This is a genomic window from Reyranella sp., from assembly GCF_965227665.1.
In the GTDB taxonomy this organism is placed as follows: Bacteria; Pseudomonadota; Alphaproteobacteria; order Reyranellales; family Reyranellaceae; genus Reyranella.
Genome location: NZ_OZ245767.1, coordinates 5264221 through 5287760, shown reverse-complemented (window position 1 = coordinate 5287760; position 23540 = coordinate 5264221). Strand labels below are relative to the sequence as shown.

Below are 23540 nucleotides of genomic sequence, written 5' to 3'. Positions count from 1 at the left end.
GGGGCGGACCGAACGAAATATTTGATCCTGCTCAAGGTTTCGCTGTTTCTTCACCAAGACAGCAACTACAGTCAGCGAGCCACTCAACCGTGGATTATCCACTCTTGAAGTCGGCGATTGCTTGCTGACTGCCGAGGGCACATGGATATTCGTGGTTTCGATGGATTGAGCAGGCGCTTGATCGCCTGGCCCGCTGCCGCCCTCCTGTCGGTGGGCTTGCTGGCATCGCCCGCCGCGGCCCAGCGGAGCTGCGAGAGCCTGGGACTCACGGGTGCGGTTTGTGCCCGCTACCAGGCCCAGTACGGCGTGATCAGCCTGTTCGGGACGCCCGCCTACACGGCGCCGAACAACGCCATCTTAAACAACAATCTCGCGATCGAGCAGGGCATCTACCTGAACGCGACCCCCGCCCAGCGCAATCAGGCCATCGCCAACAGCCAGGCCGGCGGTGAGGCACCGCAGCTCGCGCAGTACACCCTCTGGAAGCAGATTTCTCCCGCGAGCGAGATCCAGTCGACGCTGCGGCTGTTCCCTCAGCTCCAGGCCTCCGCGCCCTTGGCGATCGCGCTCACCGAGGCCTTGTCTCCGCTGAAGCCGGTACAGCAAGGTGTCTATCGACAGATCACCGAAACGCTGGGCTCTTCGGACGACTGGGAAAAGCCGATCGGCACGATCCAGGGCTTTGCGGGTCCTGGGCTCAAGGCCAGCTTCACGTCGTACGTGACTGCCTATCAGGGCCTGACGACCCCCTATTACTATCCCCCGCCGGGGCAAGGCGATCCCCGTCCATTCCAGATCAGTAACGTCATCGCCTCTGCTCCCTGGACGACGGGTCAGGCAACCGAAGCTTCCATCCAGGCCCAAGCCGCGATCTGGGGCGAGCCGGGAGGCGGCAGCCGGTATCAGAAGTCCGCATCCTTCCCGAGCGGACATACGCGACGCGCCGAACTGACGGCGCTCCTCTACGCCATGATGATGCCGCAAGCCTATCAGGGCATGATGGTATCGGCGCAGCAGGCCGGTCTCAGCCGCAACATCCTCGGCGTGCACTATCCGCTGGATGTCATCGGCTCGCGAATCGTCAGCTACTACGCGATGACGCAGATGCTGGCCGGTAATCCGGACTATGCGCCGGCCGTATGGGGGCCTGCGACGCTTCCCCAGCACATCGCCGGGCTCTCCCGCGACCTGACGACGAGCCTCAACGAGACCTACGGCAGCGCCGTGACGGCCGTTCCCTACGCATCGTGCGCCTCCAACGTCGCCGGCTGCATCGCCAACGGCACCCTGCCTTCGGCCGCGCAATTCGCGGCGGCCAACACGGCTTTCGCGTTGCAGGCGACGTATGGTTTCCAGCCGGTCGGCCCGACCGACCTGGCCGCCGTCGTTCCGGCCAATGCGGAGCTGCTGATCGCGTCACGCTTTCCCTATCTGAGCAGTGCCCAACGGACCGACATCCTGGCGTCGACCGAGCTGCCCTCCGGCGGTGTGCTCGACGACGGCAGCGGTTGGGTGCGCCTGAACCTGTTCAAGGCCGCCGGCGGCTACGGCGCATTCGCTTCCAATGTGAGCGTGACGCTCGATGCCTCGCTGGGCGGCTTCAACGCGGTCGATATGTGGAGCAACGACATTTCCGGCCCCGGAGGACTGACCAAGGCCGGCACGGGTTTGCTCATCCTGGGCGGCAACAACAGCTATACGGGAGGCACCACGGTCGCCGAGGGAACGCTCGCGCTCTCGGGCACCCTGGTGGGCGATCTCGCGATCCGGGCCGGCGCCGCGTTCGTCAGCGGCGGAGGCTATTCGGTTGCGCCCGGTGCCACGCTGGACAATGCCGGCACGTTCCAGTCGGTCAATGCGAGCCTGCTGAACTTCGGCACCTTCGACAACAGCGGTACCCTGCTCAGCGACCTCGTCAACTCGGGCACGACGACGAATACGGGAACCATAAACGGCAGCGTCTACAATACCGGCAACTTCATCCAGGCCGCGGGCACCTTTGCCAACGGCCGGGCCCTGATCAACAACGGCACCTTCACCGGCAACGTGAACAACACCGGGCTGCTCGGCGGCAATGGGACCTTCGTCGGCACCGTCACCAACAACGGCATCGTTGCGCCCGGCAATTCGATCGGAACGCTGACCGTGAACGGCGCCTATACCCAGGCGGCCGGCAGCAGCTACCAGGTCGAGACCAATGCCGCCGGGCAGGCCGACCGCCTCAACGTCACCGGCGCCCCCGGCACCGCCACCATCGCCGGCGGAACCGTGGCCGTGACCGCAGCCTCGGGCGTGTATGCGCCCAGCACCACCTACACCATCCTCAATGCCAGCGGCGGCGTCACCGGCACCTATGCCGGCGCCAGCAGCCTCTATCCCTTCCTCCTGCCCTCGCTCGCCTACGACGCCAACAACGTCTATCTCACCCTCAAGCCCGGCGGCTTCGGCGCCGGCGGCGCCACCCCCAACCAGTCTGCCGTCGGCCGCGTCCTCGACCAGAGCGTCGCCGGATCGAGCGGTGACTTCGCCACCGTCATCGGCACCATGGCCACCTACAGCCAGGGCCAGGGACAGGCCGCCCTCGACGCCCTCAGCGGCCAGAACTATTCGGGCTTCGGCACCGCCAATCTGGGCAGGGGGCTGCTGTTCATGAACATGATGGGCCAACAGATGAGCCTCGCCCGCGGCGGCGTCGGGAGCGGCACCCGCGTGGCCGTCGCCCAGGCCTGTGACGTGGCCCCCTCGGAGGCCTGTGACGGCGACACCGTCACCCCGTGGAGCCTGTGGGGCGCCGCGCTGGGCGGCACCGGCAGCGTTGCCGGCACTGCCAATGCCGGCACCCTGACCTACAATGCCGGCGGCTTCGCCGCCGGCGCCGACTATCGCTTCGATCCGCGCTTCCTGGCCGGCATCGCCGTCGGCTACGTCGGCGGCAACCAGTGGGCCAGCGGCTTCAGCGGCCAGGGCACGACCAACAGCTACCAGGCCAGTCTCTACGCCTCCTTCACCCAGGGCGCCTTCTATCTCGATGGGCTGGCGGGCTATGGCTACAACGACAACCAGATGACGCGCCAGATCGTGCTGCCCAACCTGTCGGCGCGCCTCGCGCAGGGACGCACCGGCGCCAACCAGTTCCTGGGCCAGCTCGAAGCGGGCTACCGCATCGGGCTCCACGAGCCGACCGCCGCCTCGATCACCCCCTTTGCCCGCTTGCAGGGAACCACCAACAGCCAGTTCGGCTTCACCGAGTCCGGCGCGGGGTCGCTCAATCTCAACGTCGCATCCCAGACCACCGGGTCGGCGCGCAGCGTGCTCGGCGCCGAGTTCGCCGGCGCCTTCGGCGCCGAGGGCCGCGAGAAGCTGGCGCTGCAGCTTCGGCTGGGCTGGGCGCATGAATACGCCGACACGACGCGCCCGGTGACGGCCAGCTTCGCTGGCGCGCCGGGCACCAACTTCACCGTCTTCGGCGCCGCGCCCACGCGCGATGCCGCCACCTTCAGCCTCGCCGCAAACACCGCCGTCGCGCCGGGAACCACGCTCTATGTCCGCTATGACGGCGAGACCGGCAGCGGCACGACCAACCACGTCCTCAATGGCGGTCTCAGGGTGACGTGGTGAGGCGAGGTCCACAGGGGTCAGGCGGACGGAGCGCGTAAATTCCCCGCATTGTGTCCCAACGGTTCGGTCGGGCACTTTATGCGGGCTGAGGTCCAGCCATCACGAGGTCCGCCCGTTGAGTCCCATCCAGTTTGCCGCCGTCGCCTTTGTCTGCATCATGGCCAGCGCGATCGGCGGGGCCCTCATCCGCAGCCGCCTGCCCGAGCATCACGTGAGCGGCGATTCCAAGGACGTGATCAAGCTCTCGATCGCGCTGGTCGCAACCATGTCGGCACTCGTCCTCGCCCTCCTCTTCGCCTCGACCCGCACGTCGTTCGAGCGCAGCAGCAGCCTGGTCAGCCGCATGACGGCCGATATCACCGAACTCGACCGGGTTCTCAGGAACTATGGCCCGGACGCGCAGCCGGTTCGGGACGCCTTGCGCGCCGAGATTCAGCCGATCATCGATTCGATCTGGCGCGAGCAGGCCATTGCGCGCGGCGTCAAGTCCGACGACACCAGGGCACCGGAAGAAGAAGTTCTGTTCATGCTGCAGGATATGCGGCCGACCAACGATCGCCAGCGTGCCCTGCATGCCCGAGCCCTTCAGGTCAGCGCCGACCTCGCCCAGACACAGCTTGCGCTCTTCGCCCAGCCCACGGATTCGATCTCCAACACGTTCCTGATCGTGCTGATCATATGGCTGATGTTCATCTTCGGAATTTTCAGCCTGTCGGCGCCGCCCAATCCGACCCTGTTCGTCGTGATCACGATGTGCATCGTTTCGGCATCGGCCGCCTTCTACCTGATCCTCGAACTCGGCCTGCCCTTCGGCGGTCTGATGCAACTGTCAAGCGAACCGCTGCGGAATGCGCTGAAGTAGGCGGTCGGAGCGCAGCACCGGATATCGCGAGCGGAAGGCCTCGGTCGACCTTTCCCCTGCCCGATCCGTGGCGGAGAAGCAGCCATGTCGGAGGACGGCTGAGCGTCTGCTCGGCTCCATCCTATCGTCCAGCTTCACCCTTGATCCGTTCGATCATGGCTTTGAGACGCGGATCGGATACCGCCGTCGCGTAATAAGGAACGAGCGCCGCGGCAAATCCGTCGTAGTCGATGTCGCTGACGGTCATTACGCCGGCAGCCTCGGCTTCCCGGCGAGCCGCCGCCTCATGTTCGTCCGAGAGCTGCCGATAGAGGGCCACCGAATCGCGCGCGGCCGTCTTCAGGATCGCTCGATCCTCGGGCGAAAGCGTATCCCAGATGCGCTTCGAAAAAAGCAGGACGCTGGGAGGCCTTGAATGTTCCGTCAGACTGAAGTTCTTCGCCACGCTATGGTGCTGCAGGGCGACGAAGGATGACCAGCTCCCATCGGCCAAGTCGATGACACCCGCGCGCATTGCGGCCTCGACGCGGGCCTGGGGCATGGGAACGGGCTGTGCCCCGAGCGCCCGCAGCATCGGTGCCCAGTGGGCGGATGGCTGGACACGGTACCTCAGGCCACGCAAGTCCGCAGGCGACCGGATCGGCCTGTTTCCATAGATGGATTTGGCGCCCCCGTCATAGAAGCAGAGGCCTACGACGCCGGTGGCTTCCAACGAAGCGAGAATCTCTTCACCCACCGGGCCGTCGAGCACCTCTCTCTCGTGTGCGACCGAGCGGAAGATATACGGGAGCGTCGGAACGATTGTGGCCGGCACGGCGCTGTTCAGCGTATTGATATTGAGCCGCGCCATGTCGAGGGTGCCGTTTCGGAGCTGCCCCAGTGTGTAGTTCTCGGATTCCCGGTCGCCGGCCCCCAGATTGGACAGGATGAGACGGCCGCCGCTGCGTTCGCGAATCAGATCGCCCATGTACGCCGTCGCACGTACGGTCGGGTAGCTCGACGGATAGATGTCCGAGGAGATTATATCTCGTGCAAATGTCGGCTGCCCGAAAGTCACGAGAGCGACGATGACGGCGAATACAACGGCACGCATGCACAGTTGCTTTCCAAGCTCTAGGTCGGAAACCGTACAGAGCGCCAAAGGTTCCAAAAACGAATTTGTCAGACAACACTTCTAGCAGAACCGGACGCGTTGCGGCAGCCCCACGCGCACGCGCATGATAATGCGCGTCAGTCTCAAATTGATCGCCGAGCCTCCGTCGCAACCCCTTGGCCGCCGCCTAGTTGCATTGAACCAAAGTGGAGAAAGCGATGAAGACGGTCACCCGGTCATACGACAGCACAGCCCAAGCCCGCGCCGCCGTTGAGGCGATCGAGAAAGCCGGAATCCCTTCATCGGATGTGAGCCTGATCGCGAAGCAACATGAAAGCCGCGCGCAGGACGGCGGCGAGCCCTCCGATAGCGCCACCGGCGCCGGCATCGGCGGCGTGGTGGGCGGCGGCGTCGGCCTGTTGGCGGGCCTGGGGCTCCTGGCGATCCCCGGACTCGGCCCCGTGGTCGCGGCGGGGTGGCTGGCAGCCCTGGCCGTGGGCACCGCGGCGGGAGCCGCCACCGGCGGGCTCATGGGCGCCCTGATCGGCGCCGGCGTCGACGAGGAGGAAGCCGCGGTTCTTTCGGAAGCGGTTCGCCGCGGCGGCGCCCTCGTCACCGTACGTGTCCCTGACGACGAGGTTGGACGCGTTGAAGGCCTGTTGTCCATCCATCGCCCGATGGACCTCGTCGCGCATGCCGAGACCTGGCGAAACGAGCGCGCGCAGACGGTCGACCCGAAGGCACCGTCCTCGGCCCAGACGGAAACCGAGAGCGAACGCAAGCGCCGCGAATGGCGCGACGAGGGGATGGGCAAACAGGCCTGACGGCAGCCTGCTAGAGCAATCCGCCCGCAAGCATGTCGAAGCGGTTACGGATCTCCGACGCGCTCGGCGGCTGATCCGCCTCGAGTTCGGGGAACTCCTTGGCGAGGTCCGCACGATCGAACTCGTCGAGATGGAGGTTTGCCGCCGAATGATCGTCCGGCAGCGCATTGAGTGCGTTGTGCAGATGGAAGAGATGCCAGTGCGTCGGACCGGTGATACCACCGGACTCGATGTGGGCCAGGCGCTCCTTGAACCGCTCGAGCACCCTCTTTCGTTCTTCCGACATGATCGACCTCCTCGCTCATTGCATCTGATGTGTTCCACCATAGTGCAGACGCATGGGGATGAGCAGCGTCAATTCGCAAGTTAACCATACCCAACGCCGCGCTGGGCACGCCGTTGCTCTCATTTTGCAGGAAACTTTCACTGTGGCTTTTGCGTTGATCCGGTACAAACAAAGGAGCCTTCATCATGTATAAGCTCAGTACAGCCTTAGTCATTGGTGGCCTTGCCCTGATGCCGCTGTCGGCCATGGCGCAGGACCTGGCTTCGGCACCGGCCTCGTCGCCGGTCGTCAGGTCTGACCACCTCGTCTTCCTTGGAAGCGATGCGAGCGTCCCTCAATCCGCCATGGATACGGTGCGCTCGGCTGCGGAAGCCGCCAGGGAGACGCCTGTCCGCATCGAGGGGCGCGCGGACTATGCAAACGTGGTGAAGCAGGAGTTGGTCCGCCAGGGTGCACCGGCGAGTTCGATCAGCGTCACACCCGTCACGGCTCAACCCCTTCCGAAGCCCGGCGACGGCGTGGCCGTTCCGACGGACCGGGGCGTGATCCTGAGATTCTAGAACCTCGCTAGCGAACCGAGCCAGCCCGCCCGGTGTTCCGGGCGGGCTTCTGTTGCCACGCTGCCCGAGAGCACAAGGAAAACCCGTCCTGAGTGTGTCAGGACGGGTTCCTGCAGCCCCTCGGGGGAGAGGGACGGCTACGGTGAACCGCCAAAGGCTGCGATGAGACAACGCACAAGCGGATCCATGGTTGCAGACTTACTCGGCGGATACCCTGCCTTCTTGATCGACCGTCAGCACGACCTCCGTCCTGCCTCTCAGGGCGCGGGCCCGCCACGTCCCATCGGGGCCCGCAACGATGTTCTTAACCGACTTGTAGCCATCCGCTTCGATCGCACTCTTGGCGAAGCCTCCACCTTCCACTTCAGCCGGCATCGAGGAAGCCGGCATGGTCGCGGCTGCAGTTTCGGCCGAGGCGGGCAGGATTGCCGCCGGCCTCTCGCGCATCTGCAACGGTACCGGCGCCTGGCGGCCCTCGATCAAAGGCTTCGCAGCCGCTGTGTCGAGAACCGGCCTGGACGCCAGGGGGGTCGTTTCCGACGTCGCCGTCGTTTTCGCGGACGCCTGGAAGGGACCGCCCTCCGGCAACGGAGCCATGACGTGCGCGGTTATGACGGCTGAAATGAGGGCCGCGGAAGCGAGAACAAATACGACGCCTTGCTTCATGGAAAATCCGTTCTGGTTTTGCGGCCTGACAACGCCAGACAGGCCGCAAGCGTTGCGATCCCTTCATACGATCAGTATCGATGGAACTCCTGAATCCTTCCGGGTCCCAACATGGCGCTTCCCTCCGGCATTTCCTTCTCCTCCACGCACGCCGTCCAACTGCCGTCGCGCTTCAACGTCGCGTTGCCGTTCATCGAGCGTCACCTCACGGAAGGTCGCGGCGAGAAGGCCGCCATCCTGACGCGCGAGGAAACCGTGACCTATGGGGAGCTCGCCGAGCGTGTGAACCGGACGGGCAACGCGTTGCTGGCGCTCGGCCTCGAGCCCGGTGATCGACTGCTTATGGTGGTGAAGGACTGCCCGGCCTTCTTCTATCTCTTCTGGGGAGCCATCAAGGCGGGCGTCGTGCCGGTACCTCCCAACACGCTCCTGCGGGCTTCCGACTACGCCTACATGTTCGAAGATTCGGGATGTCGTCTGGTGGTCTATTCTTCCGAGTTCAGCGGTGAAATCGAGCCGGCCCTGAAACAGCTCGAGCAAAAGGCGCCGCGGGCCATGACGGTCGATTCGTTCCTGGCCGAAATGGCGAAGGCCCCTCCTCGCCTGGAAGCCCGGCTCGCCGCGCCGGACGACGATTGCTTCTGGCTCTATTCGTCGGGCTCGACCGGAAGGCCCAAGGGCGCCGTCCATGCCCATCGCGACATGGTCGTCACCAGCGAACTCTATGGCGTCCGCGTACTGGGCGTGACCGACCGGGACATCTGCTACTCCGCCGCCAAGCTCTTCTTCGCCTATGGCCTGGGCAACGGCATGACCTTTCCGCTGTGGGTTGGCGGCACCGCTGTCCTCGACGACCGTCGCCCGACTCCGGAGACGACCTTCTCCAACATCGAGACCTTCAGGCCGACGATCTTCTTCGGCGTGCCGACACTCTATGCCGCCCAGCTCGCCGCCCTCGAAATCGGGAAACGCGACCTTTCCAGCCTGCGGGCCTGCGTCTCGGCGGGCGAGGCGCTCCCCGGCGACATGTTCCGCCGCTGGAAGGAGCAGACCGGGACGGTCATCCTGGACGGCATCGGATCGACCGAGGCGCTGCACATCTTCATCAGCAACCGACTCGACGACTTCCGGGCGGGCACCAGCGGCAAGCCGGTGCCGGGTTACGAGGTCCGCATCCTCGACGAGAACGGGGATCCGGTCGCGAAGGGCGAGAGCGGTCGCCTGTGGATCAAGGCGGAATCGGCCGCGAAGTATTACTGGAACAAGCCGGAGAAGACGGCCGAAACCATGGTGAACGGCTGGCTGAACACCGGCGACACCTATCGCGAGGACGAGGACGGTTACTTCATCTACGAGGGCCGCAGCGACGACATGCTGAAGGTCGGCGGCATCTGGTGCTCGCCGGTCGAAATCGAAAACTGTCTGGTAGGCCACCCTGCGATCCTCGAAGCGGCCGTCATCGGCCATGCCGATGAGCAGGGACTGATAAAGCCCCGGGCGATCGTGGTATTGAAGCAGCCGGGCGACGCCGGCGCGGCCCTCACCGACGCGCTGATGGCTCACTGCAAGAAGACCCTGGCGCCGTACAAATATCCGCGCTGGGTGGAGTATGTACCGGAGCTGCCCAAGACCGCGACCGGCAAGATCCAGCGCTTCAAGCTGCGGGGTTAGTCAGCATGACGAAGGACAGCACCTCACAACCCTGCTTCTTCATTTCGATCTAGTGGACGACGCCCCCCAGATTCGACCGTTCAACGAAGCCGATCTCGAGGCCTGCTATGCGATCTCGCTGGCGACCGGTCATGCCGGCGGCGATGCCTCGCACCTCTATCGCGATCCGAAGATGATGGGGCACATCTATATTGCGCCCTATGCCCTGCTCGAACCCGGCCTCACCTGGATCGTAGCGGATCGCGACGGCGTTGCGGGCTTCGTCGCCGGTGTCGTCGACACAGCCACCTGGGAAGAGAGACTGGAGCACGACTGGTGGCCGCCACTGCGGCGGCACTACGCCGATCCGGTGGACGTACCTCCCGACAGGCAGACCGCAGACCAGCGCCGCGCGTCGATGATTCACCATCCTGTCTCGACGCCGGTCGAGATCGCGACGCGCTATCCCGCGCATCTGCATCTGAACCTGCTGCCCCGATTGCGGCGCCGGGGCGCGGGCTCGTTGCTTCTTGGAATCTGGTTATCCGCGGCCCGCGCGCGCGGCGCACGATCGTTTCACGTCGGCGTCAACCGCCTGAACGCGGGCGCATGTCGCTTCTGGTCCAGGCACGGCTTCTCAACCCTCGCGCCCGAAGCCGGCGTTGAAGGCCGGACCTGCTGGATGGGATGGGACGCTCTGCCAGCCAATCAAGTTATTGTGTAAGGCCGAGCGCCTGACGCGCCACTTTTTTGTCCCGGCTTCGTGGAAGCATGAGGATCGATGGTTCTTGCGAAGAAGTCCGAGACGCCCGGCTGGCCGATCGCGCGGCTGCTGCCGGCGTTGATGGTCGGGCTGGTTTTCGTTTCCATCGCGCCGGTGATCCTCGTCGCCTGGCTCGCCGCGCAGAGCAACCTCGACGCCTCCTCCCTGCAGCGCGCCGAAGTGACGATCGACCTGATCGAGCGCCGACTCGAGGCGCATCTCAGGCCCGTGCAGAACCAGCTCACCTATCTCAGCGAGGCCATCGCCCGCGGCGAGATCGATTTCGACGACCGCGAGCAGTGGCGCATCTTCGCGCTGGGCACGCTGGCGGCGGTGCCGCAGACCGTCGGCTTCGTCGTGCTGCCGGTCGAGGGCGAGCCCACGCGCTTCGTCCGCGCCGACCGCACCATGCGGCCGGAGCGGCGTGAGAACGTGCGCGGGGCCGAGGCGCTGCTGGCGCGAGCGCGCACCATGGACGGTCCCGGCTGGGGTGAGCCCGTCTGGTCGTTCGTCGTCGGCGAGCCGATCCTGCCGATCATCGTGCCGGTCCATGTCCGCGGTGAGTTTCGCGGCGTCATCGGCGCGGCGATCGGCACGACCGACCTGTCGCGCTTCCTCAAGGAGATCGAGCTCACCGGCGAGCGCACGCCGTTCATCCTGGCCGGCCGGAACGAGGTGCTGGCCCATCCCAAGCTCGCAAAGACCCTGAACGGCGACGCCCGCGCGCAGACGCGTCTGGTGTCCCTGGACGAAGTCGGCGACCCCGTGCTCGCCTCCATCTGGGCACCCGATCCCAATCCGCTGTCCTGGGATCGGTCCGATGCGCGCGTCGACGGCCATTGGAACTGGGTCGGAGAGCGCTCCTTCGCCTGGATACGGCGCAGCGTCGAGGCGTATGCGCCGGCCGAGCTGATCGTGGGCTACCACGAGGCCGGCCGCGAATCGGCCTGGGCGCGCTGGATCGTGCGCGGCATCCTGATCGCCGGCGGCCTGCTGATGATCCTCACCGGGCTGGCCGCCATCCTTCTCGGCCGGCGCCTCGCTGAGCCCATCCTGGCGCTGGCCGGGGCGGCGAGCGCCGTGGAGCGGCTCGAGTTCGACAACGTCCCCGCCCTGCCCCGCAGCCGCGTGCGCGAGATCAGCCGGGCGAACCATGCCTTCGTGCGCATGGCCCGCGGCCTCGAACTGTCGGCGACCTACCTGCCGCGCGCGCTGGTCGCCCGCCTGACCACGCAGCAGGGCAACCTGCCGGTGAATGAGGATCGTGCCGTCACGATCCTGTTCAGCGACCTCGAAGGTTATGCCTCCTATTCCCGCGGTCGGCCGGCCGCCGAGACGGCGGCCTACCTGAACGCGCTCCTGTCGCGCATCGGCCCGGCGATCGAGGCGAGCGGCGGCACCATCGACAAGTATATCGGCGACGGGTTGATGGCCTTCTGGGGGGCACCCGACTCCATCCCCGACCATGCGCGGATCGCCTGCCAGGGCGCGCTGGCCGTCGCCAAGGAGGTCGAGGCCTTCAACCGGGAGCGCCGGGCGCAAGGACTGCACGCCTGCCGCATGCGCATCGGCCTGCACACCGGCACGGTGCTGGTCGGCAATATCGGCTTCGCCGGGCGGGTCGACTATACGGCCATCGGCGAGGCGGTGAACGTGGCCTCCCGCCTCGAGCAGTTCGGCCGCAGCGCGCCGCGCGAGGGCGAGGTCACGATCGTGGCAAGCGCGACCTGCCGTGAGGCCGCCGGTGCCGGTTTTGCCTGGGCAATTCTCGACGGCGCGCCGGCCGACGTCGCCGCCACGGCCGCCCTGCCGCTCGCCACCCTCAGGGCATCGACGACCGTCCATTAAGCGATTGTTGGACCCTGCGTTTTCCGCTTTTATAGCCGCCAAGGGAAAACAGGGAGCGACGGCTCATGAAGAACAAATTGTTGGGGTCCGCGGCACTTGCGGCAGTGATGGCGTTCGGCCTGCCGGCGATGGCGCAGAGCCCGATCAAGGTGGGTTTCGTCAGCACGTTTTCGGGCCCGCAGGCGGCGATCGGCGAGGACATGCGCCGCTCGGTCGAACTCGCCAAGGAGCATCTCGGCGGCAAGATGGGCGGCAAGCCCTTCGAGATCATCTACGAAGACGACCAGTTCAAGCCGGATGTCGGCAAGGCGCGTTCCGAGAAGCTCGTCCAGCAGGACAAGGTGAATTTCATCGCCGGCTACATCTGGTCGAACGTGCTGCTGGCCTCCTACAAGCCGGTGGTCGACGAGGGCGACACGATCCTGATTTCGGCCAATGCCGGCCCGTCGCAGATCGCGGGCGAGCTCTGCAACAAGAACTTCTTCTCGACCTCCTGGCAGAACGACCAGACGCCGATGGCGATGGGCGAATATCTCAACACCAAGGGCGTGAAGAGCCTCTACCTGGTCGGTCCCAACTACGCCGCCGGCAAGGACATGCTGGCGGGCGTCAAGCGCACCTACAAGGGCAAGATCGTCAGCGAGGACTTCACCAAGTGGCCCGACCAGCTCGACTTCTCGGCGGAGATGACGAAGATCGCCGCCGCCAAGCCGGACGGCATCTTCATCTTCTACCCCGGCGCGCACGGCGTTCAGTTCGTGAAGCAGTGGGCGCAGTCGGGCCTCAACAAGACCGTGCCGCTCTACCAGGTGTTCTCGATCGATGCGATCACCCTGCCGCAGCAGGGCGACCTCGCGCTGGGCACGCTCGGCGCCCAGGAATGGGTCAACGACCTGCCGAACGAGGCCAACAAGAAGTACGTCGAGGACTTCAAGAAGAAGCACGGCACCTATCCGTCCTACTACGGCGCCCAGAGCTACGACGCGATCATGCTGATGGCCTCGGCCGCCGAGGCGCTAAAGGGTGACCTTTCGAACAAGGACAAGGTCCGCGCCGAGATGAAGAAGGCCAACTTCAAGTCGGTTCGCGGCGACTTCAAGTTCGGCAACAACAACTTCCCGATCGAGAACTTCTACATCCAGGAAACGGTCAAGGACCCCCAGGGCATGATGACGGTGAAGACTATCGCCACCGCCGTGAAGGACGCGGTCGATCCCTTCGCCGCCAAGTGCCCGATGAAGTGAGAGTCTGGTCGCAACTGTCGACGGGAGCGCGGCAACGCGCTCCCGTTTCGTTTGAGAGCGTGACGGAATAGATGGAATATCTGCTGCTCCAGGTGTTGAACGGCGTGCAGCTCGGCCTGCTGATGTTCCTGCTCGCCGCCGGCCTGACCCTGACGCTGGGCATCATGGACCTCGTCAACCTGGCGCACGGCTCTCTCTACATGATGGGTGCCTACATCGCCTGGACCCTGATCGGCATCACGGATTCGTTCGTGCTGGGCGCGCTGCTCGCGGTGCCGGCGATCTTCCTGCTGGGCGTCGCCGTCGAGATCGTGGTGATCCGCAAACTCTACGCGCGCGATCATCTGACCCAGGTGCTGGCGACCTTCGGCCTGATCCTGTTCTTCAACGAGCTGGTGCGCGCGCTCTGGGGCCCGGCCGGCAAGAGCATCGCGGTGCCCCCCTTCTTGAACCGCACCATCGAGATCCTGCCGGGTGTTCCCTACCCCGCCTACCGCTTCGCCATCATCGTCGTGGGCGCGCTCGTCGCGATCCTGCTGGCCTGGCTGGTGGCGCGCACGCGGCTCGGCATGCTGATCCGCGCCGGCGCCTCCAACCGCCGCATGATCGGCGCGCTGGGCGTCAACATCGAGCTGCTGTTCAGCCTGGTGTTCGGGCTCGGCGCGGTGTTCGCGGGGCTGGCCGGCCTGATGTCCGCGCCCATCGCCTCGGTCCGCATCGGCATGGGCGACGACATCCTGATCCTGGCCCTCGTCATCATCGTCATCGGCGGCATCGGCTCGATCAAGGGCGCCTTCATCGCCGCGATGGTGGTCGGTCAGATCGACATCGTGGGCCGCGCCTTCCTGCCCGACATCCTCAAGACCTTCATGAGTTCCAGCGCCGCCTCGAGCGCCGCGCCTGCGATCTCGCAGGTGCTGGTCTATGTGCTGATGGCCGTGGTGCTGGTGTGGCGCCCGACCGGCCTGTTCGGCCAGCGCACATGATGGTCTCGCACCCTCGCCTCGATGGAGCGCGCCACTCCAGTGGCGCATCTTCACATGAGCGCCACTGGAGTGGCGCGCTCCGATGAGGAACCTCGTCTCCTCACTCCGCACACCGCGCGGGTTCGCGACGGCCCTGATCCTGCTGGTGCTGGCAGTCCTGCCGCTGCTCACCCAGGCATTCGACCAGCGCTATCTCCTGTCGATCGGCACGCGCATCGTCATCTGGTCGATCGCCGCAGTCAGCCTCAACATGATCCTGGGCTATGGCGGGCTCGTGAGCTTCGGCCACGCGATGTTCTTCGGGATCGGCGGCTATGCGGTCGGCATCCTGTCGGCGGAAGGGATTTCCAGCGGCTGGATCCAGTGGCCGGTCGCCCTGCTCGCGGCCACGGCCTGGGCGGTCGTGATCGGCGCGCTGTCGCTCAGGACCCGCGGCCTCTACTTCATCATGATCACGCTCGCCTTCGCGCAGCTCGTCTACTACGTGGGCAGCGGCCTCGAAGCCTATGGCGGCGACGACGGGCTCAACATCAGCCGCAGCCGCTTCCCCGGCCTGATCGACCTGCGCGACAAGGCGAGCTTCTACTGGCTGTGCTTCGCCCTGCTCTGCGCCAGCCTGTGGTTCTGCGGCCGCTACGCCAACTCCCGCTTCGGCCTGGTGATCCGCGGCGCCAAGTCGAACGAGCTGCGCATGACGGCGCTCGGCTTCCCGGTGTTCCGCTACCGGCTGGCGGCCTTCACCATCTCCGGCGCGTTCGGCGGCCTCGCCGGCATCCTGCTCGCCAACGAGGGCGCCTACATCTCGCCCGCCATGATGTCGTGGATGAAGTCGGGCGACCTCATCGTCATCGTCGTGCTGGGCGGCATGGGCACGCTGTTCGGCCCGCTCTACGGCACCATCGCCTTCTTCGTGCTGGAGGAGGCGCTGCCGCCGCTCCTCAACCTCGCCCACAAGGGCTGGGGCGAATACTGGATGATCGTGTTCGGCCCGCTGCTGGTCCTGATCGCGCTCTACGCCCGCGGCGGCATCGACTCGCTGCTGGGACGCCGTCATGACTGAGCCCTTGCTGCGCACAGAGGCTCTGGTGAAGCGCTATGGCGGCCTGCTGGCTACCGACAATGTCTCGATCGACGTCCGGCCGGGCGAGATCCACGCGCTGATCGGCCCGAACGGCGCCGGCAAGACCACCCTGATCCACCAGCTCACCGGCGTCGTCGCTCCCGATTCCGGCGCGATCCACTTCGCCGGCCGCGACGTCACCCGCTTGGCCACCCATGCGCGGGTGCGGCTGGGCCTCGGCCGCTCCTTCCAGATCACCTCGGTGCTGCGCGAGTTCACGGCGCTGGAGAACGTGGCCCTCGCGGTGCAGGGCCATGCCGGCCACTCCTTCCGCTTCCTGGCCGATGCGCGGCGCGACGAAAGCCTGCGCCGCCCCGCCCGCCACCTGCTCGAAGAGGTCGGACTGGGTGAGCGTGCCGGCACCCTGGCCGCGTCCCTCAGCCATGGCGAACAGCGCCAGCTCGAGATCGCCATGGCGCTGGCCGGCGATCCGCGCCTGCTGCTGCTCGACGAGCCGATGGCCGGCATGGGCGTCGAGGAGAGCCAGCGCCTGATCGGCTTCCTGCAGGCGCTGAAGCAGAAGCACGCCATGCTGCTGATCGAGCACGACATGGATGCCGTCTTCCAGCTCGCCGACCGCATCACCGTGCTGGTCTATGGCCGCGCCATCGCCAGCGGTACGCCCGACCAGATCCGCGCGAACAAGGACGTACGCCAGGCCTATCTCGGCGAGGAGATGGCCTGATGCTGAAGGTTCGCGAACTCGACGCTTTCTATGGCCCCAGCCAGGCGCTGTTCGGCATGGAACTGCACGTCGATGCCGGCGAGGTCGTGACCCTGATGGGCCGCAACGGCATGGGCAAGACCACCACCGTGCACACGATCATGGGCCTGATGCCGGCGCGCCGCGGCGCGGTCGAATTCGAGGGCGCCCGGGTCGAGGGCCTGCCTTCCTTCCGCATCGCCCGGCTCGGCCTCGGGCTGGTGCCGGAGGGACGCCAGATCTTCCCCAACCTCTCGGTGCGCGAGAACCTCGTGGCCGCCAGCGCCAACCGCACCGCGCGGCCGAACCCGTGGACCATCGCGCGGGTCTTCGAGTTCTTCCCGCGCCTTGCCGAGCGCCAGCGCAACATGGGCAACCAGCTCTCCGGCGGCGAGCAGCAGATGCTGGCGATCGGCCGCGCCCTGATGACCAACCCCAAGCTGCTGATCCTCGACGAGGCGACCGAAGGGCTGGCGCCGCTGATCCGCCAGGAAATCTGGTCCTGCCTCGGCCGGCTGAAGAGCGAGGGTCAGGCGATCCTCGTCATCGACAAGAACGTGTCGGCGCTCATCCCGCTGGCCGACCGCCACCACATCGTCGAGAAGGGCCGCGTCGTGTGGTCCGGCTCGTCCCAGGCCCTGGCCGGGGACAAGGACCTGCAGCACAGGTATCTTGGCGTCTGATCCTGCGGAGTTGCCGATGCGTCTGCTTGCCGTTGCCTCGTTGCTCTTCCTCGCCGCTGCCGGCCCCGTCGCCGCCCAGGGCTCGGTCAACGTCTACAACTGGTCGGACTACATCGCCGAGGACCAGGTGAAGGACTTCGCCAGGGATACCGGCATCAAGGTCAACTATACGACCTACGACAGCAACGAGATCCTCGACGCCAAGCTGCGGACCGGCAGGTCGGGCTACGACATCGTCGTGCCGACGGCCTCGCCGTTCTTCGTGCGCCAGCTCCAGGCCAACATCTTCCTGCCGCTCGACAAGGCGAAGCTCAAGAACTGGAAGAACCTCGATCCCGAGATCATGACGGCGCTGGCCAAGTACGATCCGGGCAACGCCCATGGCGTGCCGTGGATGTGGGGCACGACGGGCATCGGCTACAACGTCGCCGAGATCAAGAAGCGCCTGCCCGACGCGCCGGTCGATTCGCTGCGCATGATCTTCGATCCGGCGGTCGTCTCGAAGTTCCAGGATTGCGGCGTCATGCTGCTCGACAGCGCCACCGACGTGCTGCCGGCCGCGCTCAAGTATCTCGGCCTCGATCCCGATTCGAAGAATCCGGAGGACCTCACCAAGGCCGCCGACGTGGTGAAGGCGGTGCGGCCGTACGTGCGCAAGTTCCATTCCTCGGAGTACATCAACGCGCTGGCCGGCGGAAACATCTGCCTGGCCTTCGGCTATTCCGGCGACGTCTTCCAGGCGCGCGACCGCGGCGCCAAGGCCGCCAGCAAGGTCGACATCGCGTATTCGATCCCCAAGGAAGGCTCGCAGCTCTGGATCGATGTCGTCGCCATCCCCAAGGACGCGCCCAACCAGGCCAATGCCTATCGCTTCCTCGACTTCATGCTGGAGGCCAAGGTCGCCGCAGCGTCGAGCGAGCTCACGGGCTACGCCAACGGCAACAAGGCGGCCTTCGCGCTGCTGCCCAAGGACATCTCGGAGAACCCGCTGATCTATCCGCCGGCCGACGTGCGCGCCAAGTTCTACACGCTCACCGCCGGCACCGCCGAGCAGGTGCGCGAGCGCACGCGCCTGTGGACCTCGGTCAAGACGGGCCGTTGAATTGAGCCTCACCTCTCGCGATGGCCCGATCGTCCGCATCGAGGGACTGACCAGACGCTTCGGACCGATCGTCGCCGTCGATCGCGTCGATCTGGAGATCGCGCGAGGCGAGCTGTTCGCGCTGCTGGGCGGCTCGGGCTGCGGCAAGACCACCCTGCTGCGCATGCTGGCGGGCTTCGAGGCGCCCGACGAGGGCCGGCTGTTCATCGACGGACAGGACATGACCGACGTGCCGCCCTACCGGCGGCCGGTGAACATGATGTTCCAGTCCTATGCCCTCTTCCCCCACATGGATGTGGCGGCCAACGTCGGATACGGGCTGCGCCGCGACGGCGTGAAGGCCCCCGAGATCGCCGCGAGAGTCGAGGAGATCCTGACGCTCGTGCATCTGCAGGACCATGCGAAGCGCAAGCCCTCGCAGCTCTCCGGCGGCCAGCGCCAGCGGGTGGCGCTGGCGCGGGCGCTGGTGAAGCGGCCCAAGCTCCTGCTGCTGGACGAACCGTTGGCGGCGCTCGACCGCAAGCTGCGCGAGAGCACGCGCTTCGAGATGGTGCGGCTGCAGGAGCAGCTCGGCCTCACCTTCGTCATGGTGACCCACGACCAGGAAGAGGCGATGTCCATGGCGACCCGGCTGGCCGTGATGAATGCCGGCCGCATCGCCCAGATCGGCACGCCGCACGAGGTCTACGAGCATCCGGCCTCGCGATTCGTGGCCGACTTCATCGGCATCGCCAACATCCTCGACTCGCCCGGCGGGGGCTGGATCGCCCTGCGGCCAGAGAAGATCGTTCTGGCGGCCACGCGGCCCGATCTTCCGCACGCCGTCACCGGCCGGATCGTCGATGTCGCCTACGAGGGCGACCGCTCGCTCTATCACGTCGAGACCGACGCCTACGGCATGATGACCGTCGCGACGACCAACACCAGCCGCAACGCGGGCGAAGCCTTTGCTCGCGGCCGGCAGGTCTGGCTGGGCTGGTCGGACGAGTCCGGCCAGAGGCTGGAGGCCTAGAGCGCTAATGGGCGAGATCGAATCGAGCCGAGCATTCCAACACCGACCTCACCCTGAGGAGCATCGCGCAGCGATGCGTCTCGAAGGGTCGGTACGCGCACCTTGCCTGTTGCCCATCCTTCGAGACGCGCCGCTTCACGGCGCTCCTCAGGATGAGGTAAGTGGGTCAATGTGGATGGAAGGACTCTAGGCGATGCGCCTCGTCATCGCCCTGCCGTTCCTGTGGCTCGGTCTCTTCTTCCTGCTGCCCTGCCTCCTGGTGCTGGCCATCTCGCTGGGAACCTACGCGCCCGACTCGGTGCCGCCGGTCGAGCTGGGGCTCAGCTTCAAGAGCTTCGCGCTGCTCTTCTCCGACGATCTCTATCTGGCGGCCTGGCTCTCCTCCCTGCGCATCGCGGCGACGTCGACCCTGGTGGCGCTGCTGCTGGGCTATCCCATGGCCTATGCCATCGCACGCGCCGCGCCCAACCGGCGTCCGCTGCTGCTGATGCTGGTCGTGCTGCCCTTCTGGACCTCGTTCCTGATCCGCATCTATGCCTGGATGGGCCTGCTGGCCGACAACGGCCTGATCGAACAGTTCCTGCGCTGGACCGGCCTCGCCGCCAATCCCGGCACCATCCTCGGTACCGAATGGGCGGTGCATCTCGGCATCGTCTACGCCTACCTGCCCTTCATGGTGCTGCCGCTGTACGCCACCCTCGAGAAGCTCGACCACGGACTGCTCGAAGCGGCGGCCGATCTCGGCGCCAAGCCCTTCATGGCTTTCCTGACCGTCACCCTGCCGCTGTCGCTCCCCGGCATCGTCGCGGGCTGCCTGCTGGTGTTCATCCCGGCAGTCGGCGAGTTCGTGATCCCCGACCTGCTGGGCGGCACCGAGACGCTGATGATCGGCAAGGTCCTGTGGGACGAATTCTTCACCAACGGCGACTGGCCGCTCGCCTCGGCCGTCGCGGTCTGCCTGCTGGTGCTGCTGGGCGGACCGATCGCGCTGTTCCAGCGCAACCAGGCGCGCAGCCTGGAGCGGCGCCCATGAAGCCCTTCGCATGAGGAGCCGAGCCCGCTTCGCCTTCGGCATGCTGGCCTTCGGCTATGCCTTTCTCTACCTGCCGATCGGGCTGGTCATCGTCTATTCGTTCAACGAATCGCGCCTCGTCACCGTCTGGTCGGGCTTTTCCCTGAAATGGTGGCACGCGCTGTTGAGCAACGAGGCGATGCTGCAGGCCGCGTGGCTGTCGCTGCGCATCGCCCTGGTGAGCGCGACCGGCGCGGCGCTGCTCGGGCTCGCGGCCGGCTACGCGCTGGCCCGCGCCCCGCGCTTTCCCGGCCGCACCCTGTTCGGCAGCCTCGTGGTGGCCCCCATGGTGATGCCGGAAGTCGTCATGGGCATCTCGATGCTGCTGCTGTTCGTCGGCTCGGAGAGGCTGTTCGGTGGCCCGGACCGCGGTTTCCTGACCATCGCCATCGCCCACGCCACCTTTTCGATCGCCTTCGTTGCCATCGTCGTGCAGTCCCGCCTCGCCGACTTCGACCGCGCATTGGAAGAAGCCGCAATGGATCTCGGCGCCACGCCGTGGGTGACCTTCCGCACCATCACCCTGCCGCTGATCGCGCCGGCCGTCGGCTCGGGCTGGCTGCTCGCCTTCACCCTGTCGTTGGACGATCTGATCCTCACGCAGTTCGTGGCCGGCGCACAGTCGCAGACCTTGCCGATGCGCGTCTATTCCAGCGTGCGACTGGGCGTCGATCCCCAGATCAACGTGCTGGCGACGCTCGTCGTCTCGGTCGCGGCCTGTGCCCTGATCATGTCGGGATGGCTGACGCGGCGGAAAGTTTGAGTTAAGAAATCCTCCTAAGGGAGGAAAAAATGCTTCGTTCCGGAACGTCCAAGGCGTCACGCCGTACTGTGCTGAAGGGGGCCGGGATGGCCACTGTCGGTGCATCGTTGGGGGCTTCTTTGCCGGTGGGCGGCGCGGCTCGGGCGCAGGGCGCGCCGGCGGCCGCCAAGGGACCGAAGCTGCTCGAGATGGACGGCAAGGCCAAGCTGGCAGTTCTGGGCGACAAGCCGCTCGTCGCCGAGACCCAAGCCGAGCTGCTCGACGACAACGTCACGCCGACCGACAAGCTCTTCATCCGCAACAATGGACAGGTGCCCGATGTCACGGGCGACCCCAAGGCGTGGAAGGTCAAGATCGACGGCGAGGTCAACACGCCGATGGAGATCACGGTCGGCGACCTGATGACCAAGTTTCCCGCCGTCACCTACCAGCTGATGCTGGAATGCGGCGGCAACGGCCGCTCCTTCTTCACGCCGGAAGCGCGCGGCAACCAGTGGACCAACGGCGGCGCGGGCTGCCCGATGTGGACCGGCGTGCGCCTGGCCGATGTGCTGAAGGCCGCCGGCCTGAAGCCCTCCGCCGTCTATACCGGCGCCTATGGCGCCGACCCGACCCTGGCCGGCGAGACCAACAAGCCGACCATCTCGCGCGGTGTGCCGATCGCCAAGGCGATGGAGGAACACTCGCTGATCGCCTTCAAGCTGAACGGCCAGGACCTGCCGCTGATCCACGGCGCGCCGGTGCGACTCGTCATCCCGGGCTGGCCCGCTTCGGCGTCGACCAAGTGGCTGAACCGCATCTGGATCCGCGACAAGGAGCATGACGGTCCCGGCATGGGCGGCTTCTCCTACCGGGTGCCGAAGACGCCGATCGTTCCCGGCAGCAAGGGCAACGACAAGGACATGGCGATCCTGGAATCGATGCCGGTCCGCTCGATCATCACCTTCCCGGCCGACGGGGCGCGCCTCACCTCGCGCAAGCTCGACCTGCGCGGCCATGCCTGGGCCGGCGACTTCGACATCAAGACAGTCGACATCTCGACCGACTACGGCGTCACCTGGAAGCCCGCGAAGGTCGACGCCCCCGCCAACAAGTATGCCTGGCAGAACTTCACCGCCTCGATCGAGCTTCCGACCGCGGGCTACTACGAAGTCTGGGTCAAGGCGACCGACAGCAAGGGTGTCACCCAGCCCTTCCAGGCCGCCAACTGGAACCCGCAGGGCTACGGGGCCAATCCGGTCAACCGCATCCGCGTGCTCGTCGAATCTTGACCCGCCTCAACGTGATACACGCCGCCGTCCTCGGCCTCACGGCGACGTTCGTCCTGCTCGCCTTCGATCGCGCCGGCGAGCTGCACAGGGACAAGTATGTCTACGCACCACCGGCGCCCAAGGCGGCGGCGGCGCCGCCGGTCGTCGATCCCGACAAGGGCAAGCCGCCGCCGCACAACGACACGGTCGAGGACCTGCCCGAGGGCAAGAACCGTGAGCTGACGTTCTATACGTGCACGGCCTGCCACGGCGTCGCGCTGATCAAGGCCCAGGGGCTCACGCGCGACCTCTGGGACTCGACCATCGACCTGATGCTGGAGAAGCATCGCATGCCACCGATCAAGGCCGAGGAGCGCGCGGAAATCCTCGACTATCTCGCCGAGAGTTTCCCGCCGCGCCGCAAGGGCCGAGGCAGCGACAATCCGTTCCTGAAATGAGGCGGGCGAAGGCTAGGCCGTCGCCTTCGCCCACTTCTCCGACCAGACGTGCAGCGGCAGGAACAGCCGCAGCAGCTCGTTGCCCAGCGCCGTGAGCCGGTAGCCCACCGCCTCGTCGAGCTCGACCAGCTTGGCCTCGCGCAGCTCGGCCAGCCGCGTGTTCACGATGGTCGGGCTGGCGCCGATCAGGTCCTGCAGCTCGCGGAAGCGCCTGGGCTCCTCGCGCAGTTCCCAGACGATGCGCAGGGTCCAGCGCCGGCCCAGCAGGTCGAGCAACGCCATGATCGGGCGACCGGTCGTCGAGCCGCGCACCCTCTTCACCATCTATTACACTCCGTTACTACATTTTCTGTAGCGATTCGGCTCACCCATTGCTACGGAATCTGTAGCACACCAAGTGGAGACCCGCCATGCCCCGCATCGCTCCCGCCGACGCGCCTTACCCGCCCGAGATCGCAGCCGCCCTGGCCCGCACCATGCCCCCGGGCGTGGCGCCGCTGGTCCTGTTCCGGACGATGGCGCGCAACCCGCGCGTCTTCGGGAAGATGTTCGCCGGCGGCCTGCTCGACAAGGGCGCCCTCTCGCTGCGACAGCGCGAGGTCGTGATCGATCGCACGACGGCGCGGCTGGGCGCCGAATACGAATGGGGCGTCCATATCGCCTTCTTCGCGGAGAAGGTCGGCTTCGATGCGGAGAAGATTGCCGCCACGGTCCACGGGTCGGCCGGTGCACCCTGCTGGTCTGCCGACGAACAGGCCCTGCTGGCCGCCGTCGACGATCTGGTCGACCGCCGCACGATCGGCGACGAAACCTGGGCCCGGCTCGCCGCCCATTTCGACGAGGCCCAGATCCTCGAAGCGATCGCGCTGGCGGGCTACTACCACACGATCAGCTTCCTCTGCCGCGCCCTGGAGCTGCCGCTCGAAGCCTACGGCGCGCGCTTTCCGGCACCGCCTCTGTTAGGCTGAGTACGCCAT

At 66.3% G+C, this 23540-nt stretch carries 23 protein-coding genes; 19 read left to right on the top strand and 4 right to left on the bottom strand.

The features are described 5' to 3' along the window. Nucleotides 1-177 precede the first annotated feature (177 nt). Together ACO07I_RS25560 and ACO07I_RS25555 are read left to right on the top strand one after the other, a co-directional pair. A complete protein-coding gene (locus ACO07I_RS25560) occupies nucleotides 178-3618 on the top strand; it encodes an autotransporter domain-containing protein (protein WP_422012449.1) in 3441 nt (1146 codons plus the stop codon). Nucleotides 3619-3733: 115 nt separating this feature from the next. Then, nucleotides 3734-4480: a hypothetical protein gene (locus ACO07I_RS25555; RefSeq protein ID WP_422012447.1), complete on the top strand. Its 747-nt coding sequence runs from the start codon at nucleotides 3734-3736 to the stop codon at nucleotides 4478-4480. Nucleotides 4481-4601: 121 nt separating this feature from the next. On the opposite strand, the gene dctP is transcribed toward ACO07I_RS25555, so the two are convergent. After that, nucleotides 4602-5573 carry a TRAP transporter substrate-binding protein DctP gene (gene dctP, locus ACO07I_RS25550; protein WP_422012445.1) on the bottom strand — a complete coding sequence of 324 codons (972 nt, stop codon included), beginning with the start codon at nucleotides 5571-5573 and terminating at the stop codon, nucleotides 4602-4604. Nucleotides 5574-5791: 218 nt separating this feature from the next. Between dctP and ACO07I_RS25545 the strand changes: the two genes are divergently transcribed. Beyond that, on the top strand, nucleotides 5792-6397 hold the full coding sequence (locus tag ACO07I_RS25545) for a hypothetical protein (RefSeq protein ID WP_422012443.1): 606 nt from the start codon (nucleotides 5792-5794) through the stop codon (nucleotides 6395-6397). A 10-nt stretch (nucleotides 6398-6407) separates the two neighbouring features. On the opposite strand, the gene ACO07I_RS25540 is transcribed toward ACO07I_RS25545, so the two are convergent. After that, complete coding sequence (locus ACO07I_RS25540; RefSeq protein WP_422012441.1) at nucleotides 6408-6683, bottom strand: hypothetical protein; 276 nt, start codon at nucleotides 6681-6683, stop codon at nucleotides 6408-6410. A gap of 185 nt (nucleotides 6684-6868) precedes the next feature. Here ACO07I_RS25540 and ACO07I_RS25535 point away from each other — a divergent pair, with 185 nt between their 5' ends. Then, nucleotides 6869-7243 carry a hypothetical protein gene (locus ACO07I_RS25535; RefSeq protein WP_422012439.1) on the top strand — a complete coding sequence of 125 codons (375 nt, stop codon included), beginning with the start codon at nucleotides 6869-6871 and terminating at the stop codon, nucleotides 7241-7243. 198 nt (nucleotides 7244-7441) lie between these two features. Here the strand turns inward: ACO07I_RS25535 and ACO07I_RS25530 are convergent, their stop codons facing one another. Next, complete coding sequence (locus ACO07I_RS25530) at nucleotides 7442-7909, bottom strand: hypothetical protein (protein WP_422012437.1); 468 nt, start codon at nucleotides 7907-7909, stop codon at nucleotides 7442-7444. Between the two features lie 111 nt (nucleotides 7910-8020). On the opposite strand from ACO07I_RS25530, the gene ACO07I_RS25525 reads away from it, so the two are divergent. From ACO07I_RS25525 to ACO07I_RS25460, 14 genes are all read left to right on the top strand, one after another. Next, a complete protein-coding gene (locus tag ACO07I_RS25525; protein ID WP_422012435.1) occupies nucleotides 8021-9580 on the top strand; it encodes a benzoate-CoA ligase family protein in 1560 nt (519 codons plus the stop codon). A 52-nt stretch (nucleotides 9581-9632) separates the two neighbouring features. Then, nucleotides 9633-10283 (top strand): GNAT family N-acetyltransferase, encoded by a 651-nt coding sequence (locus ACO07I_RS25520; protein ID WP_422012433.1) that lies wholly within the window; start codon nucleotides 9633-9635, stop codon nucleotides 10281-10283. Nucleotides 10284-10340: 57 nt separating this feature from the next. Beyond that, nucleotides 10341-12170 carry an adenylate/guanylate cyclase domain-containing protein gene (locus tag ACO07I_RS25515; protein WP_422012431.1) on the top strand — a complete coding sequence of 610 codons (1830 nt, stop codon included), beginning with the start codon at nucleotides 10341-10343 and terminating at the stop codon, nucleotides 12168-12170. A 65-nt stretch (nucleotides 12171-12235) separates the two neighbouring features. Then, the gene (locus ACO07I_RS25510; protein WP_422012429.1) at nucleotides 12236-13414 is read left to right on the top strand and encodes an ABC transporter substrate-binding protein; all 1179 of its coding nucleotides are present in this window, start codon (nucleotides 12236-12238) and stop codon (nucleotides 13412-13414) included. A gap of 71 nt (nucleotides 13415-13485) precedes the next feature. Beyond that, nucleotides 13486-14400, top strand: coding sequence for a branched-chain amino acid ABC transporter permease (locus tag ACO07I_RS25505; RefSeq protein WP_422012427.1), 915 nt, complete (start codon nucleotides 13486-13488; stop codon nucleotides 14398-14400). Between the two features lie 82 nt (nucleotides 14401-14482). Continuing rightward, nucleotides 14483-15460: a branched-chain amino acid ABC transporter permease gene (locus ACO07I_RS25500; RefSeq protein ID WP_422012425.1), complete on the top strand. Its 978-nt coding sequence runs from the start codon at nucleotides 14483-14485 to the stop codon at nucleotides 15458-15460. Continuing rightward, nucleotides 15453-16205, top strand: coding sequence for an ABC transporter ATP-binding protein (locus tag ACO07I_RS25495; protein WP_422012423.1), 753 nt, complete (start codon nucleotides 15453-15455; stop codon nucleotides 16203-16205). The genes ACO07I_RS25500 and ACO07I_RS25495 overlap by 8 nt, the downstream gene beginning before the upstream one ends. After that, a complete protein-coding gene (locus tag ACO07I_RS25490; RefSeq protein WP_422012421.1) occupies nucleotides 16205-16906 on the top strand; it encodes an ABC transporter ATP-binding protein in 702 nt (233 codons plus the stop codon). The genes ACO07I_RS25495 and ACO07I_RS25490 overlap by 1 nt, the downstream gene beginning before the upstream one ends. 10 nt (nucleotides 16907-16916) lie before the next feature. Then, nucleotides 16917-18008 carry a polyamine ABC transporter substrate-binding protein gene (locus ACO07I_RS25485; protein ID WP_422012419.1) on the top strand — a complete coding sequence of 364 codons (1092 nt, stop codon included), beginning with the start codon at nucleotides 16917-16919 and terminating at the stop codon, nucleotides 18006-18008. Nucleotide 18009: 1 nt separating this feature from the next. Further along, nucleotides 18010-19020: an ABC transporter ATP-binding protein gene (locus ACO07I_RS25480; RefSeq protein WP_422012417.1), complete on the top strand. Its 1011-nt coding sequence runs from the start codon at nucleotides 18010-18012 to the stop codon at nucleotides 19018-19020. A 193-nt stretch (nucleotides 19021-19213) separates the two neighbouring features. Continuing rightward, a complete protein-coding gene (locus ACO07I_RS25475) occupies nucleotides 19214-20053 on the top strand; it encodes an ABC transporter permease (RefSeq protein WP_422012415.1) in 840 nt (279 codons plus the stop codon). A gap of 10 nt (nucleotides 20054-20063) precedes the next feature. Next, complete coding sequence (locus tag ACO07I_RS25470) at nucleotides 20064-20855, top strand: ABC transporter permease (RefSeq protein ID WP_422012413.1); 792 nt, start codon at nucleotides 20064-20066, stop codon at nucleotides 20853-20855. A 29-nt stretch (nucleotides 20856-20884) separates the two neighbouring features. After that, a complete protein-coding gene (locus tag ACO07I_RS25465; protein ID WP_422012411.1) occupies nucleotides 20885-22126 on the top strand; it encodes a sulfite oxidase in 1242 nt (413 codons plus the stop codon). After that, a complete protein-coding gene (locus ACO07I_RS25460; protein ID WP_422012409.1) occupies nucleotides 22123-22563 on the top strand; it encodes a hypothetical protein in 441 nt (146 codons plus the stop codon). Before ACO07I_RS25465 ends, ACO07I_RS25460 begins: the two co-directional genes overlap by 4 nt. A gap of 12 nt (nucleotides 22564-22575) precedes the next feature. Here ACO07I_RS25460 and ACO07I_RS25455 read toward each other — a convergent pair whose 3' ends face one another. After that, entirely contained in the window at nucleotides 22576-22887 is a 312-nt protein-coding gene (locus ACO07I_RS25455) for a winged helix-turn-helix transcriptional regulator (RefSeq protein WP_422012407.1), read from the bottom strand. An 86-nt stretch (nucleotides 22888-22973) separates the two neighbouring features. On the opposite strand from ACO07I_RS25455, the gene ACO07I_RS25450 reads away from it, so the two are divergent. Beyond that, nucleotides 22974-23531, top strand: a complete 558-nt coding sequence (locus ACO07I_RS25450; RefSeq protein ID WP_422012405.1) for a carboxymuconolactone decarboxylase family protein — start codon at nucleotides 22974-22976, stop codon at nucleotides 23529-23531. Nucleotides 23532-23540 lie beyond the last annotated feature (9 nt).